Source organism: Streptomyces sp. NBC_00775 (assembly GCF_036347135.1).
Taxonomy (GTDB): Bacteria; Actinomycetota; Actinomycetes; order Streptomycetales; family Streptomycetaceae; genus Streptomyces; species Streptomyces lutosisoli.
The window spans coordinates 5,359,674-5,374,269 of the sequence record NZ_CP108938.1; the positions used below are offsets into that span (position 1 = coordinate 5,359,674).

General features: G+C 69.4%; 13 protein-coding genes. 5 read left to right on the plus strand and 8 right to left on the minus strand.

Features of this window, described 5'->3' with window-relative positions:
• Window positions 1-100: 100 nt before the first annotated feature.
• Window positions 101-895, minus strand: coding sequence for a carbon-nitrogen family hydrolase (locus tag OIC96_RS23870; protein WP_330305869.1), 795 nt, complete (start codon window positions 893-895; stop codon window positions 101-103).
• Window positions 896-1,049: 154 nt separating this feature from the next.
• On the opposite strand from OIC96_RS23870, the gene OIC96_RS23875 reads away from it, so the two are divergent.
• Window positions 1,050-1,874: a maleylpyruvate isomerase family mycothiol-dependent enzyme gene (locus OIC96_RS23875; RefSeq protein WP_330305868.1), complete on the plus strand. Its 825-nt coding sequence runs from the start codon at window positions 1,050-1,052 to the stop codon at window positions 1,872-1,874.
• Window positions 1,875-2,468: 594 nt separating this feature from the next.
• Here the strand turns inward: OIC96_RS23875 and OIC96_RS23880 are convergent.
• Both OIC96_RS23880 and OIC96_RS23885 read right to left on the minus strand, forming a co-directional pair.
• Entirely contained in the window at window positions 2,469-3,773 is a 1,305-nt protein-coding gene (locus OIC96_RS23880; RefSeq protein WP_330305867.1) for an MFS transporter, read from the minus strand.
• A complete protein-coding gene (locus OIC96_RS23885; protein ID WP_406501810.1) occupies window positions 3,770-4,486 on the minus strand; it encodes a GntR family transcriptional regulator in 717 nt (238 codons plus the stop codon). The genes OIC96_RS23880 and OIC96_RS23885 overlap by 4 nt, the downstream gene beginning before the upstream one ends.
• Before the next feature lie 212 nt (window positions 4,487-4,698).
• Between OIC96_RS23885 and OIC96_RS23890 the strand changes: the two genes are divergently transcribed.
• Complete coding sequence (locus OIC96_RS23890) at window positions 4,699-5,595, plus strand: D-alanyl-D-alanine carboxypeptidase family protein (RefSeq protein WP_330305866.1); 897 nt, start codon at window positions 4,699-4,701, stop codon at window positions 5,593-5,595.
• A gap of 102 nt (window positions 5,596-5,697) precedes the next feature.
• Here the strand turns inward: OIC96_RS23890 and OIC96_RS23895 are convergent, their stop codons facing one another.
• From OIC96_RS23895 to pdhA, 4 genes are all read right to left on the minus strand, one after another.
• Entirely contained in the window at window positions 5,698-6,156 is a 459-nt protein-coding gene (locus OIC96_RS23895; RefSeq protein ID WP_330305865.1) for a hypothetical protein, read from the minus strand.
• Between the two features lie 283 nt (window positions 6,157-6,439).
• Complete coding sequence (locus tag OIC96_RS23900; protein ID WP_330305864.1) at window positions 6,440-7,894, minus strand: dihydrolipoamide acetyltransferase family protein; 1,455 nt, start codon at window positions 7,892-7,894, stop codon at window positions 6,440-6,442.
• Between the two features lie 10 nt (window positions 7,895-7,904).
• The gene (locus OIC96_RS23905; protein ID WP_330305863.1) at window positions 7,905-8,885 is read right to left on the minus strand and encodes an alpha-ketoacid dehydrogenase subunit beta; all 981 of its coding nucleotides are present in this window, start codon (window positions 8,883-8,885) and stop codon (window positions 7,905-7,907) included.
• A 2-nt stretch (window positions 8,886-8,887) separates the two neighbouring features.
• Window positions 8,888-10,093, minus strand: a complete 1,206-nt coding sequence (gene pdhA, locus OIC96_RS23910; protein WP_330305862.1) for a pyruvate dehydrogenase (acetyl-transferring) E1 component subunit alpha — start codon at window positions 10,091-10,093, stop codon at window positions 8,888-8,890.
• Window positions 10,094-10,475: 382 nt separating this feature from the next.
• On the opposite strand from pdhA, the gene OIC96_RS23915 reads away from it, so the two are divergent.
• The 3 genes from OIC96_RS23915 (at window position 10,476) to OIC96_RS23925 (ending at window position 12,898) form a co-directional block, all read left to right on the plus strand.
• Window positions 10,476-11,141: a response regulator transcription factor gene (locus OIC96_RS23915; protein ID WP_330305861.1), complete on the plus strand. Its 666-nt coding sequence runs from the start codon at window positions 10,476-10,478 to the stop codon at window positions 11,139-11,141.
• 127 nt (window positions 11,142-11,268) lie between these two features.
• Complete coding sequence (locus OIC96_RS23920) at window positions 11,269-11,736, plus strand: pyridoxamine 5'-phosphate oxidase family protein (protein WP_330305860.1); 468 nt, start codon at window positions 11,269-11,271, stop codon at window positions 11,734-11,736.
• 103 nt (window positions 11,737-11,839) lie between these two features.
• Complete coding sequence (locus OIC96_RS23925) at window positions 11,840-12,898, plus strand: phosphotransferase (protein WP_330305859.1); 1,059 nt, start codon at window positions 11,840-11,842, stop codon at window positions 12,896-12,898.
• A gap of 110 nt (window positions 12,899-13,008) precedes the next feature.
• Here the strand turns inward: OIC96_RS23925 and OIC96_RS23930 are convergent, their stop codons facing one another.
• Entirely contained in the window at window positions 13,009-14,571 is a 1,563-nt protein-coding gene (locus OIC96_RS23930; protein ID WP_330305858.1) for a protein kinase domain-containing protein, read from the minus strand.
• Window positions 14,572-14,596: the final 25 nt, after the last annotated feature.

The window sequence follows — 14,596 nt, forward strand, 5'->3', positions numbered from 1 at the left end:
CGCCGCGGACCAGGGACCAGCCCTCGGGCGGACGGGTCCAGGGACTGGTCCTCGGATGGACGGATCCAGGAACTGACCCTCGGGCCGGCAGGTTCAGGAACTAACGCCGGGGCGTGTCCAGGCCCAGCAGGCGGTCCTTGAGCGCCGGGAACTGTTCCCGTGTGGTCGCGACCTTCGCCGGGTCGAACTCGACCGTGAGGATCTCCTCGCCGGCCCCCGCCTCCGCGAGGACCTCTCCCCACGGGTCGACCACGATCGAGTGACCGGCCTGGGGAACTCCCGCGTGCGTACCGGCCGTTCCGCAGGCAAGGACGTACGCCTGGTTCTCGACGGCCCGGGCCTGCGCGAGCAGCGTCCAGTGGGAGCGGCGCCGCTCGGGCCAGCCGGCGGGGAGGACGAAGGTCTCGGCGCCCGCGTCGACGAGCCCGCGGAAGAGCTCGGGGAAGCGCAGGTCGTAGCAGGTGGCGACGCCGATGACCGTCTCCGGCAGACGGACCGTCACCAGCTCGGCCCCGGCACCCATCAGCACGGCCTCGCCCTTGTCGAAGCCGAAGCGGTGGATCTTGCGGTAGGAGGCGGCGAGTTCACCGGAGGGGGAGAAGACGAGCGAGGTGTTGTACAGGGCGCCCTCCGGGTCCCGCTCGGGAATCGAGCCCGCGTGCAGCCACACACCCGCGTCGCTCGCCGCCTTGGCCATCACCTCGTACGTGGGCCCCTCCAGCGGCTCGGCCTCCGCCTCGAAGCCCTCGTAGGCGAACGCGCCGGTCGTCCAGAGCTCGGGCAGCACCACGAGATCGACACCGGCTTGTTCTCGTACGAGGGCCGCCACGCGCTGCCGACGAGATGCGACCGATTCGCTGTCGTTTACGTCGATCTGGAGGAGAGAGGCGCGCACACTACCACCGTCCTGGCATTCGAGCCGTCCATACGGGCCTACGATCGTCACACGAAAGCACTGCCGGGGTGCCTCACAGCAGCGTAACTTAGCGTCCCAAGACACCCGCTGCCTGTGCACTGCCCGCGCCCAACCGCCCGAGGGGTCCCGTTCCGTGAGTCTGCATCCCAGCCTTCAGTCCTACGCCGACGCCTGGACCCACTCGATCGACGCGATAACCGAGCTGGTGCAGCCGCTTGTGGAGGGCGAGTGGAACCGGCGGACGCCGTGCCCCGGCTGGTCGGTCCGCGACCTCGTCTCGCATGTGATCGGGCTCGACTGCGAGATGCTGGGCGACCCGCGGCCGATCCACACCCTCCCCCGCGACCTGTACCACGTGACGAACGAGCACCAGCGGTACATGGAGATGCAGGTCGATGTACGCCGCCACCACACGGCGCCGGAGATGACCTCCGAGCTGGAGTACACGATCATCCGCCGCAACCGTCAGCTGCGGAACGAGAACCGGCAGCCCGACGCCAAGGTGCGCGGCCCCCTCGGCACCGAGGTCACTCTCGAACACGCCATGCGGAACCGTGCGTTCGATGTGTGGGTGCATGAGCAGGACCTTCGCGCCGCCCTCGGCCGGCCGGGCAACCTCGACTCGCCGGGCGCGCTCATCACCCGCGACGCCCTCCTCTCAGCCCTCCCGAAGGTCGTGGCCAAGGACGCCGGGGCTCCGCCCAACTCGGCGGTGGTCTTCGACATCCACGGCCCCGTCGAGTTCCTCCGCACGGTCCGCGTCGACGCCGACGGCCATGGCTCGATAGACGGCGCCCCTTCCCTGGGCCCGGCCGCCACCCTCGCTCTCGACTGGGAGACGTTCGTCCGCCTCGCCTGCGGCCGCGTGCACGCTGACGCTGTGTCCGACCGCATCAAGACAGAGGGCGACCCGGAACTGGCGACAGCGATCCTCCGAAACTTCGCGGTCACGCCGTAGCCCCATCCCTACCTGGGGGCTCCGCCCCCAGACCCCCGCATCGGCCTGAACGGCCTCGTCCTCAAACGCCGGACGGGCTGAAGATGCGGGCCGGGTTGACGGGTGCAGGTGGGTGCAGGTGGGTGCACGTGGTCCAGCCGGGGCGGGCGGCAAGCAGCCGGCTGGGCGGTCCTGAACTGGGAGCGGGTTGGGCGGTCCTGAGCTGGGATGGGCGGGAAGCAGCGGGGTGGGGGACGGATCGCAGGACCGGACCCGAAACCCCACCCCATCAGGGACGGACGGATCGCAGGAACGAATCCGAAACCCGGCCCCGTCAGGGACCGACGGATCGCAGGAGGGGACCCGAAACCCCGCCCCGTCAGGGGCGCGGGGAACTGCGCGACCAGCCCCCACCGACCCGCAGCGAAGAAACTCACCCGGGGTCAAGGGGCGAAGCCCCGAGGCCCGAGACCAGGGCGCAGCCCCCGCCGGGGGTCCTGGGGGCGCAGCCCCCGCCGGGGGTCCTGGGGGCGCAGCCCCCGGGCGGGGTCGAAGGGGCGGAGCCCCTGGGGATGGGACGGGTAGGGGCGGCGGGGGCGAACACCCTGGTGGGGGCTACACGGGAACGTGCACCGTCTCCACCCGCGAAGCCACCAACCGCTCCCGCTCCCTCCGAGCCGCCTCCCCCCGCAACCGAAAGATCTGACTCAGCCCAACCGCCTGAAGAACGAACACCGCCGCGAAGGCAACCCGATAGTTGTCCCCGGTCGCATCAAGCAGCACACCAACAGCCAGCAGCGTCGTCATGGAGGCGACGAAACCACCCATGTTGGTGATGCCGGAGGCGGTGCCCTGCCGCTCCGGCGGATTCGCGGGCCGCGCGAAGTCGAACCCGATCATCGAAGCCGGGCCACAGGCCCCGAGCACGGTGCACAGCATCACCAGCACCCACATCGGCGCATGCTCCCCGGGGTACACCAACACGAACGCCCAGACGACCGCCGTAGCGAACACCGTGCCGAGCGCCAGCGGAAACCGCGCCGCATGATGCCGGGCAACGATCTGCCCGTACACCAGTCCGACCACCATGTTGGAGAGAACGACGAGCGTCAGCAGCTCACCGGCCGTCGCCCGCGACAACCCCTGCGCCTCGACCAGAAACGGCAGCCCCCACAGCAGCAGAAACACCATCGCCGGGAACTGCGTCGTGAAGTGCACCCACATCCCGAGCCGCGTACCGGGCTCCCGCCACGACGCGGCGATCTGCCGGCGCACGTAAGCGACCCCCTGGTGCGGGAACGGCTCCGGCTCATGCCCCTCGGGGTGGTCCTTCAGGAACAGGAGGAGGAGTACGAGGACCACGACACCGGCGGCCGCACTGCCGGCGAACGCCGCCGTCCAGCCCACCCCGTGCAGCAACCGCGCGATGACGAGGGTCGAGACCAGGTTGCCCGCCATGCCCGCAAGACCCGCGAGCTGCGCCACCAGGGGCCCGCGCCGCGCCGGGAACCACCGCGTGCCCAGCCGCAGCACGCTGATGAACGTCATCGCGTCGCCGCAGCCCAGCAGCCCGCGCGAGGCGAGCGCCATGCCGTACGAGGAGGAGAAGGCGAAGCCCAGTTGCCCCGCCGTGAAGAGCAGGACGCCGATCGTCAGGACACGCTTCGTGCCGAGCCGGTCCACCAGCAGGCCGACAGGTATCTGCATGCCCGCGTAGACGAGGAGTTGGAGGATCGAGAAGGTGGAGAGGGCGGAGGCTCCCACGTGGAAGCGGTCCGCCGCGTCCAGTCCGGCCACCCCCAGCGACGTACGGAAGATGACCGCGACGAAGTAGACGGAGACACCGATGCCCCAGACGGCGATCGCGCGCCGTCCGCCGGGCGGATCTCCGGGAAGCGACACGGCCGAACCCGAGCTCATCGGACCTCGCCCCTCGCCAGGTTGGAGAACCAGCTGACGTGCCGGTGGATGATGCCGACGACCGCCTCCGCGTCACCGGAGCGCAGCGCTTCGAGGATCTCCTCGTGCTCGGTGAGCGTCTTGGTGATCCGGTCGGGGTGGGCGTGCATCACGGCGACTCCCATCCTCAACTGCCGGTCGCGGAGCTGGTCGTAGAGCCGGGAGAGGATCTCGTTGCCGCCGCTGCGGACGATCTCGGCGTGGAAGCAGCGGTCGGTGACGGCGGCGGCCGCCAGATCTCCGGCGGCGGCCTGCTCCTTCTGCTGGGCCAGCAACTCCTCCAGGCGCGCGATGAGTCGCGGTGAGGCGGGGACGGCCTTGCGGGCCGCGTGCTCCTCGACGAGCTGGCGGGTCTCGACGACGTCCGCGATCTCCTGCGCGGAGACGGGCAGGACGAGTGCGCCCTTCTTCGGGTAGAGCCTGATCAGCCCTTCGACCTCCAGCCGGAGCAGTGCCTCGCGCACGGGGGTCCGCGAGACTCCGACCGCCTCGGCGAGCTCGCCCTCGGTGAGCAGCGTCCCGCCCTCGTAACGGCGTTCCAGGACACCCTGCTTGACGTGCGCGTAGACGCGGTCGGCGGCGGGCGGCTGCTTCAGGGTCATTTGCTTCACCGTCGGCTGCTTCACGCCCGGTTCGTCGGGCGCCGAGGTGGGGGCGGCTGGGGCTGAGGGCATGCGCACATCATAGATACAACACGTACGCATGCTCGCGACCCGTCCAGGATGCGGACCCCGGCAGACCCCAGGGGCTTTCTCATGTAACTCACATCACAGGAACCGCATCCGTCCTGCGTACATCCCTTTAAGCTCCTCACGAGTCCGTACGTGAGACGGCACTGCCATGTGCCGTTCTCCCAGGGGCATTTCGCGCATTCGGAGCGTTCATTTTGATTACCGGCATTAAGGGCACGCGTTTCCGCAGGGCCGCCGCTGTGACCGTCACGACCGGCGCCGTGCTGGCCGCCGGCGCCTTCGGCGCCGCACCCGCGGGCGCCGTGGCCACGCCCACGATCGCCGCCAAGGGCGGCTACGTGATGAACAACGGCACGGCCACGACCCTCTACAAGAAGGCCGCGGACACCCGGCTTTCCACCGGCTCCACCACGAAGATCATGACGGCCAAGGTGGTGCTGGCCCAGTCGAACCTCAACCTGGACGCCAAGGTCACCATCCAGAAGGCGTACAGCGACTACGTGGTCGCCAACAACGCCTCCCAGGCCCACCTGATCGTCGGTGACAAGGTCACCGTCCGCCAGCTGCTGTACGGGCTGATGCTGCCGTCCGGCTGCGACGCCGCGTACGCGCTCGCCGACAAGTACGGCTCGGGCTCGACCCGTGCCGCCCGCGTGAAGTCGTTCATCGGCAAGATGAACGCCGCCGCGACGAGCCTCCACCTGACGAACACGCACTTCGACTCGTTCGACGGCATCGGCAACGGCTCCAACTACTCGACGCCGCGCGACCTGACGAAGATCGCCAGCAGCGCCATGAAGAACTCCACGTTCAAGACGATCGTGAAGACGCAGAACACCAAGCAGAAGGCCACGACCAAGAGCGGCGGCTACCGCTACTACTCGTGGGAGAACACCAACAAGCCGCTGCTGAGCGGCTACACCGGCACGATCGGCATCAAGACCGGATCCGGCCCCGAGGCCAAGTACTGCCTCGTCTTCGCCGCGACCCGCAACGGCAAGACGGTCATCGGCACGGTGCTCGCCTCGACGTCCATCGACGCCCGCACGGCTGACGCCAAGAAGCTGATGAACTACGCCTTCGCCAAGTAAGGCGCACAGCCGGAAAAGCACAGACGGATAGCACGTAGAAGAAAAAAAGGGGGGCCTGCCGCGCATGGCGCGCGGCAGGCCCCCCTTTTCTTGTACGGGAAATCAGCCGTGGAGAAGCGGTGAACCCTGCAGCTCCTTGGTGATCGCGCCCTTCCCGTCACCCTCGATGTCGTACACGAGCGTCGCGTCCGAGGACCACCACAGGTTCTTGTCGTACGTCGCCGTCGGCGCGACGCAGCGGTTCGCCGGGCCGTCCTCGGCCGGGCCCGAGTAGTCGGCGTTGAGCAGGGCCGTCAGGTCACACGTCTTCGTGGTGACGATCGTGTCGCTGCCGCCCGAGTCCGCACGCGACTCGACACGGGTCGTGATCTTGAACGAGGTGAATCGCTTGCTGTTGTCGATCACCTGATCGTCGACGATCTGCCACCTGACCTCGCTCGACGCGGTCACCTTGCCCGAGGTGACGTCGGCGCAGTTCGGAATGTAGAACGTCGTCTCGGGCTTCTGGCCCGGGAAAATGATGTTGAACTGGTGCGCGAAGTCGTCCGAACACGAGCTCACCGCAGCCGCCGGAGAAGCGAATGCGATCCCCCCTGCGAGCGCGCCGCCCACGAGAGCGAACGTGGCGAGAGACTTTCCAACCGTCAAGGGTCGTCCTTTCGAGAAGCGCCCACATCCAAAAGGTGGGCGCCGCCAGATACCGAACGGCTGGTCGAATCGCTCGGCAGTCGTGATCATAGGCAGGCAAAGATCCCGAAAAACAGGCCGGTTCGCAGCTTGGCTGCATTACGCCAAAGGCGCCCCTTCTCGAATGAGAAGGGGCGCCCCGGGGAAAAGCGTGGGCTTACGCCCAGGTGATCAACCGCTTCGGCTGCTCCAGGATCGCCGCCACATCGGCGAGGACCTTGGAGCCCAACTCGCCGTCGACCAGGCGGTGGTCGAAGGACAGCGCCAGCGTGGTGACCTGGCGGGGCTTGACCTTGCCCTTGTGGACCCACGGCTGGAGCTTGATCGCACCGACCGCGAGGATCGCGGACTCGCCGGGGTTGAGGATCGGCGTGCCCGTGTCGACGCCGAAGACGCCGACGTTGGTGATCGTCACCGTGCCGCCCTGCATCGCGGCCGGGCTCGTCTTCCCCTCACGGGCCGTCGAGACCAACTCGCCCAGCGACTGGGCCAGTTGCGGCAGTGTCTTCGCGTGGGCGTCCTTGATGTTCGGCACGATCAGACCACGCGGGGTCGCCGCCGCGATGCCCAGGTTCACATAGTGCTTCTGGACGATCTCCTGGTTGGCCTCGTCCCAGGACGCGTTGACCTCGGGGTTGCGCTTGATCGCCACCAGCAGGGCCTTGGCGATGAGGAGGAGCGGATTCACGCGCAGGCCCTGCAGTTCCTTGTCCTGCTTGAGCTCCTCCACGAGCTTCATCGTGCGCGTCACGTCGAGCGTCACGAACTCGGTGACATGCGGCGCGGTGAACGCCGAGCCGACCATCGCGGCGGCCGTGGCCTTGCGGACACCCTTGACCGGGATACGGGTCTCACGTGCCGTGTCGTACGCGACGGCCGGGGCCGGGACTCGGGCGGGAGCCTGCACAGGGGCGGCCGGGGTCGCCTCCACGACCGGGGCCGGGGCGGGTGCCACCGCCGCGTGCACGTCCTCGCGCGTGATGATGCCGTCCGGGCCCGACGGGGTGATCGTCGTCAGGTCGACCCCGAGGTCCTTGGCGAGCTTGCGGACGGGGGGCTTGGCGAGGGGGCGCTGCTTGGCGTGGCCGTGTCCGTGTCCGTTGAGCTCGCCCTGGATCGCGGTGGCCGCGAGGAACGGCTCGGGCTGCTGCGCGGGGACCACCTCGGCGCCCTTGCGGGGGCGGCGCTTCGTGGAGGACTCGGCGACGCCGTACCCGACGAGGACCGGCTTGCGGCCCTCGGGCTTGGGCTCCTCGGCGGGAGCCGGCGCGGCGGGGGCCTGGGCGGGCGCCGCGGAGGTCCGCACGGGCGCTGCGGGGGCCTGCGGAGCCGGGGCACCGGCACCACCGGCCACGTCCACCGCGATGATCACCTCGCCGACGTCCACCGTCGTCCCCTCGGGGAAGCGGAGTTCGCTCACCACACCGTCGTAGGGGATGGGCAGCTCGACCGCAGCCTTGGCCGTCTCCACCTCGCAGACGACCTGGCCGTCGGTGACGGTGTCACCGACCTGGACGTACCACTTGAGGATCTCCGCCTCGGTGAGTCCCTCGCCCACGTCGGGCATCTTGAACTCGCGGAGCCCCGACGCGTTCTCAGTCATCGTCGTCACGACCCTCTCCTCAGTACGCCAGCGAGCGGTCGACGGCGTCGAGCACCCGGTCCAGGCCCGGAAGGTACTCGTCCTCCAGGCGTGCCGGCGGATACGGGGCGTGATAGCCGCCGACCCGCAGGACGGGTGCCTCCAGGTGGTAGAAGCACCGCTCGGTGATGCGGGCGGCGATCTCCGCGCCCGTACCGAGGAACACCGGGGCCTCGTGCACCACGACCAGGCGGCGGGTCTTCTCGACCGAGGCCTGGATGGAGTCGAAGTCGACGGGGGACATCGAGCGCAGGTCGAGGACCTCGATCGACTTGCCCTCCTCCTGGGCGGCCGCGGCGGCCTCCAGGCAGACCTTCACCATCGGCCCGTACGCGACGAGGGTCAGGTCGGCGCCTTCGCGGGCCACGACCGCCTTGTGCAGCGGTCCGGGAATCGCGTCCTTGTTGACCTCGGACTTGTCCCAGTAGCGCCGCTTCGGCTCGAAGAAGATCACCGGGTCGTTGCTCTGGATGGCCTGCTGCATCATCCAGTACGCGTCGGAGGCGTTCGAGGGGGAGACCACCTTGAGGCCCGCCACGTGCGCGAAGAGCGCCTCGGGGGACTCGGAGTGGTGCTCGACCGCGCCGATGCCGCCGCCGTACGGAATGCGGATGACGACGGGGAGCTTGATCTTGCCGAGCGCCCGCGCGTGCATCTTCGCGAGCTGCGTGACGATCTGGTCGTACGCGGGGAAGACGAAACCGTCGAACTGGATCTCCACCACCGGGCGGTAGCCGCGCAGGGCGAGGCCGATCGCGGTGCCGACGATGCCCGACTCAGCGAGCGGGGTGTCGATGACCCGGTCCTCGCCGAAGTCCTTCTGGAGCCCGTCGGTGACCCGGAAGACACCGCCGAGCTTGCCGACGTCCTCGCCCATGATGAGGACCTTGGGGTCGGTGTCGAGGGCCGTGCGCAGCGACTCGTTGATCGCCTTGGCCAGCGCCATCTTTTCTGCCGCCATCGCTACTTGCCCTCCCCTTCATCCGCGAACGACGCCTGGTAGGCGGCGAACTGGGCCCGCTCCTCGTCGACGAGCGCGTGCCCGTCCGCGTACACGTTCTCGAAAATGGCGAAGTGGTCCGGGTCCGGCATGGCACGGACGACTTCGCGTACTCGTTTGCCCAACGCCTCGCTCTCGGCCTCGAGTTCCGCGAAGAATCCCTCGTCCGCGTGGTTTGAGGCTTCGAGATAGGTGCGCAGGCGCAGGATCGGGTCCTTCGCCTCCCAGGATTCGCGCTCCTCGTCGGCCCGGTACTTGGTCGGGTCGTCGGAGGTGGTGTGCGCGCCCATGCGGTAGGTGTACGCCTCCACGAGGGTGGGGCCCTCGCCGCTGCGGGCCCGCTCAAGGGCCCACTTGGTGACGGCGAGGCAGGCGAGGACGTCGTTGCCGTCGACGCGGACGCCCGGGAAGCCGAAGCCCTGCGCACGCTGGTAGAGCGGGACGCGGGTCTGCTTCTCGGTCGGCTCGGAGATGGCCCACTGGTTGTTCTGGCAGAAGAACACGACGGGGGCGTTGTAGACCGCGGAGAACGTGAACGATTCGGCGACGTCACCCTGGCTGGAGGCGCCGTCTCCGAAGTACGCGATCACGGCCGAGTCGGCGCCGTCCTTGGTGATGCCCATGGCATAGCCGGTGGCGTGCAGCGTCTGCGAACCGATGACGATCGTGTACAGGTGGAAGTTGTTGGTGTTCGGGTCCCAGCCGCCGTTGTTCACACCGCGGAACATGCCGAGCAGGTTGGTCGGGTCGACCCCACGGCACCAGGCGACGCCGTGCTCGCGGTAGGTCGGGAAGACGTAGTCGTCGTCGCGGGTGGCCCGGCCCGAACCGATCTGGGCGGCCTCCTGGCCCAGCATCGAGGCCCACAGGCCCAGCTCGCCCTGGCGCTGCAGGGAGGTGGCCTCGGCGTCGAAGCGACGGCTCAGCACCATGTCCCGGTACAGACCGCGCAGCTCGTCGGGGGTGATGTCGGCGACGTACGGGTCGTACGTCGCGTCCTTGACCCGCTCGCCTTCCGGGGTCAGCAGCTGAACGAGCTCGGGCTCGGCGCCCGTCGTACCCGGCGACTTCTTGGCGGCCGGGCTGGTGCGCTTGGCACCAGCGCTCGCGGCGCTCTTCGTACCGGCGCTGCGTCGCGGCTTGCGCGCGGCAGTGCTCTCCACGGTCACGTGTGCTCCTCCGTCGGTCCGGCCCCCGGGGTTGCCGGGTAACCAGTGCGGCTCGCCTATTCCCGGTACCCGTGCACGGGGTGGGTGCCACTCGGCCGGGAACAGGCGTGACAGGTGCCCCGGCGAGCGCCCTGCAACAGCCACGTTACCCAGTGCTTCACAATTCTGTGAAACCCCTCCTGACCTGCGATTTTGATGGGAAGTCCAAGTACTTTCAAACTTGGATTTCCTACTAAATCAAGTCGGTCGGGAACTACCGCTGGTCACAGCACTGGTTACAGCCTTGCAGGGGGCCGGAACACCGGCACGTTATCCCGGCCACCCCGGGCTCGGGAAGAGTTCACCTGGAGCAGTGCACATGAGCGTGTGTGACACTGACACCGTGCATCAAAACGGGAAAATCACCGTATTTCTCCTGGACGATCACGAGGTGGTCCGTCGCGGAGTCCATGAGCTGCTCTCGGTGGAGGACGACATCGAGGTGGTCGGCGAGGCCGGCACGGCGGCCGACGCCCTGGTGCGGATTCCGGCCACCCGCCCGGACGTCGCCGTCCTCGACGTACGGCTCCCGGACGGCAGCGGCGTGGAGGTCTGCCGCGAGATCCGCTCCCAGGACGAGTCCATCAAGTGCCTGATGCTGACCTCGTTCTCCGACGACGAGGCCCTCTTCGACGCGATCATGGCGGGCGCCTCGGGCTATGTCCTCAAGGCCATCCGCGGCGCCGAACTGCTCTCGGCCGTACGGGACGTCGCCGCCGGAAAGTCCCTGCTCGACCCGGTGGCCACCGCCCGCGTCCTGGAGCGGCTGCGCGACGGCGGCGGCGCCAAGAGCGACGACAAGCTGGCGCACCTCACCGACCAGGAGCGCAAGATCCTGGACCTGATCGGCGAGGGGCTCACCAATCGCGTGATCGGGGAGCGGCTGCACCTCGCCGAGAAAACGATCAAGAATTACGTGTCGAGCCTGCTGTCCAAGCTGGGAATGGAACGGCGTTCCCAGGCGGCGGCATATGTGGCGCGGATGCAGGCGCAACAGCAGAACCGCTGAGCGGCGGAAAACGATCGACGCGGCGCCTCAAGCGATCGACGCGGTGCCTTATTCGGGACTTATGGCCCCTCTTCGAGGGGCGGGTGCCTCTTTTTCCGCGCCCCCCGGGTACCGGAGATTGGGTGGCATGCCCACCGACGAACGGACCGCGGACGAACGAACCGCGGACAAGCGGTCCGCCGACGAACAGCTCGCCGTGGAACTGATCGGCCGCACCGATTACGGCCGGGTGGCCACCAGCATGCGCGCGTTGCCCTTCCTCGCGTTCGCCCGCCACATCGTGGTCGACGGGCGCGTGCTGCTGCGGATGCCCCGCAGCTGCGGATACCACCGCGCCTGCGCCGGCAGCGTCGTCGCGTACGGCACCGACAACCTGAGCTCCGCGCGGCCGGGCGAGAGCCTGTGGTCCGTGCAGATCGTGGGCCAGTGCGAGAGCGTCGAGCCGACCGCGGCCGAACGGGAACTCTTCGGTCCCGCGCCGCGCCTCGTGGACGGCGAGCCCTTCGAGCCGGTCTATCTGACCATCGATCCGCAGTTGTCCACCGTGCACTCCGCGGACGGTGGCCTGGAACGGCACTTCCAGCACGTCCTGTGACCATCCAGTGATCGAGGACGACTGTCTGTGACAAACGCGAGGTCAGAGGCCCAGCTCGTGCCCTAGCATCTGGCGCGTGCCGCGCTCATCTGTACCACCCCCTATGCCTCACGCGCCCCCTCTGGGCGCCCTCCTCCGCCAGTACGCCGCCGGGTCCGCGCTGACCTGCGAACCCGTCGAGCAGGGGCTGCTCAACCGCGGCTATCGCCTGCGCACCACCCGCGGCCGGTACTTCCTCAAGCACCACTTCGACCCGGAGACCGCCGACCCCGCCGCGATCGCCCGCCAGCACCGGGCGACCCAGCGCCTGGCCGACCTCGGCGTCCCGGTCGCCCCGCCGCTGACCGGCACCGACGGCCGCACCGTCGCCGTCGTCGGGGGCCACGCGTACGCGCTGCACCCGTGGATCGACGGACGGCACCGGCACGGCGGCCAGCTCAGCACGGAGCAGTGCGCGCGCCTGGGGGCGCTCCTGGGCGTCGTCCACGCGAGCCTGGAGCGGGTGATGCCGGCGGAGGCACGAACGGCGGCGAAACCGGCCGACGGCGCCGAGCGCGGGCAGGGCACCGCGCCGGCGGAAGGTGCCGATCCCGCCCGGGGCGCCGACCCCGCCGACACCTTCGCGCTCATCGACCGCCTGCTCGCCCAGGTGCGCCGTCACCGCCCCTCCGACGCCTTCGACGAGCTGGCCAGGCACCGGCTCCTGGAACGGCGCGCCCTCCTGGAGCGGCATGCCGACCGCCGGCCCCCGCAGGGCGGCTCGGTGGGCTGGGTGCACGGCGACTTCCACCCGTTCAACCTGCTCTACCGCGACGGCGAGCCGGCCGCGATCGTCGACTGGGACCGGCTGGGCATCCACCCGCGCGCGGAGGAGGCCGTACGCGCCGCGGTGATCTTCTTCGTACGGCCCCTCGGCACGCTCGACCTGACGAAAGTACGGGCCTACGCGCGCGCGTACCGGCGTACCGCGGGCGCCACCCCCTCCGAACTCAGGGCCGCCGTGCACCGCGTGTGGTGGGAGCGGCTGAACGACTTCTGGATACTGCGCTGGCACTACGAGCGCGGGGACACCCGCGCCGATCCGCAGTTCCCGGCGGCCTCGGCGCTGGCGGTGTGGTGGACGCGGGAGTACGAGTCGGTGTGCGAGGCGTTCGCGGGCTGAGAGGCATGCGCGGCCGAAATGAGAACACCCTCCACGCGTGCGTGGAGGGTGTTTTCGATCAGACGTGATCAGCTGCCTGACCGCGTCTGATCAGACGCGGTCGGCCGCGTTCAGGGGCCCTCGCCCCCGCCGGCGACGGTGCCGCCCGTGCCGGGATCGGTCGGGTCCGCCGTCGTCGGGTCCGCCGTCGGTGTCGTCGGGTCGTCCGTCGGCTCCGGGGTGGTCGGCGTCGTGTCGGTCGGCTCGTCCGTCGGGTCGTCCGTCGGCTCCTGGGTGGTCGGCGACGGCGTGTACGACGGCGTGTACTCCCCGGTGCCACTGGTGCTGGTCGAGTCGTCCGTGGAGGTGTCCGTGGACTGGTCGGTCGGCTCGTCGCTGGGCGTCTCGCTGGACCGGTTGTCGTCGGTGGTCTGCGAGGTGGTCGGCGACTGCGTCGTATCGGATCCACCACCGCTGCTGTTGCCGGTGTTGTGGAGCGCGAGCGCGACACCCGCCGCGATCGCGATCACCGCGAGGACGGCCAGTATCCACAGCTTGCCGCTGCCGCTGCCCTTGTTGCCGTGCCCCTCGAAGCCGCCGTCGTCCCCGCCGCCGTACGGAGGGAGTATCGGCGCCGGGATCTGCGACGTGCCGGAGTCATGGGGGTGCGGCATCGCGGTGGTGCCCGCGAAGCCGCCCGCCGGGGTGTGCAGACCCTCGTGCACGCTGACCGGGCCGGTGTTCCAGGTGCCGGTGTGCCCGCCCTGGTCGTACAGCATCTGCAGCCCGTACTGGACGAGCCCGCGCATCTCCTCGGCGGTCTGGAACCGGTCGTCCGGCTCCTTCGCGAGCGAGCGCATGACGAGCCCGTCGAGCTCCGGCGGCACCGAGCCGGAGACCTGGGACGGGGGCATCGGGATGTCCTGGACGTGCTGGTAGACCACCGACAGCGGCGTCTCGCCGGTGAACGGGGGCCGCAGCGCGAGGAGTTCGTAGAGCAGGCAGCCGGTCGCGTACAGGTCGGAGCGGTGGTCGACGGCCTTGCCGAGGGCCTGCTCCGGGGAGAGGTACTGCGGCGTGCCCATGACCATGCCGGTCTGGGTCATCGTCGACTGCGCGCCGTGCAGGGCGCGCGCGATGCCGAAGTCCATCACCTTCACGGCACCGGTGTGCGTGATGATCACGTTCGCCGGCTTGATGTCGCGGTGCACGATGCCGTGCTGGTGCGAGTAGGCGAGCGCTTCGAGCACTCCGGAGACGATGATCAGCGCCTGCTCGGGCCCGGGGGCCTCGGCGTTGAGCAGCAGATCGCGGATCGTGCGGCCCTCGACGAGCTCCATCACGATGTACGGGACGACGCCATGGCCGACCACGTCCTCACCGGAGTCGTACACGGCGACGACGGCGTGGTGGTTGAGCCCGGCGACCGACTGGGCCTCGCGCGTGAAGCGGGCCTTGGAGACCGGGTCCTCGGCCAGGTCGGAACGGAGCAGCTTGACCGCGACGGTGCGCCCGAGGCGTACGTCCTCGGCCGCGAACACCTCGGCCATGCCGCCCCGGCCGAGTCGGTGGGTCAGCCGGTACCGGCCGTCCCCCACAAGTCCGCCGTTACCCCACATCTCCGGCGCATCTGACATACCGCCGCCAGTCGCCTCGGGGTCGGACGGGCCCTGAGCGCGCTGCTGCTGTGCCATCAGTCCTCGCCGTCGTTTCTGCCCG